The sequence below is a fragment of the Erwinia sp. PsM31 genome (assembly GCF_030433775.1).
GTDB classification, from domain to species: Bacteria; Pseudomonadota; Gammaproteobacteria; order Enterobacterales; family Enterobacteriaceae; genus Erwinia; species Erwinia aeris.
In genome coordinates this window covers 1-230 of the sequence record NZ_JARUWZ010000114.1, presented here as the reverse complement: position 1 = coordinate 230, position 230 = coordinate 1, and the positions used below count along the sequence as shown (strand labels likewise).

The following is a 230-nucleotide window of genomic DNA, read 5'->3' as shown; positions in this document are numbered from 1 at the left end:
TTTATGCTGCACGGGTTCTTTGTTTTGCGACAGGAACATCCCCAACGCCTCGCGCTGATTTTCATGCATATCCAATGGGGCACCGCTCAGCCAGTCGCAGAAAACTTCGGCCATATCCAGCATTTTGTCATAAGCGTCGGCTTCTTTATTTAATTACAAACTAATAATTTACTCAAATTTTAAGTCCAAAACATATTTTATTTAAACAGACATACTGCCCACAGAGATTA

General features: G+C 40.4%; 1 pseudogene. It reads right to left on the bottom strand.

Annotation, left to right across the window (positions count from 1 at the left end):
- Positions 1-147, bottom strand: a pseudogene (locus tag QCD69_RS22655) (YebG family protein); the annotation flags it as partial.
- Positions 148-230: the final 83 nt, after the last annotated feature.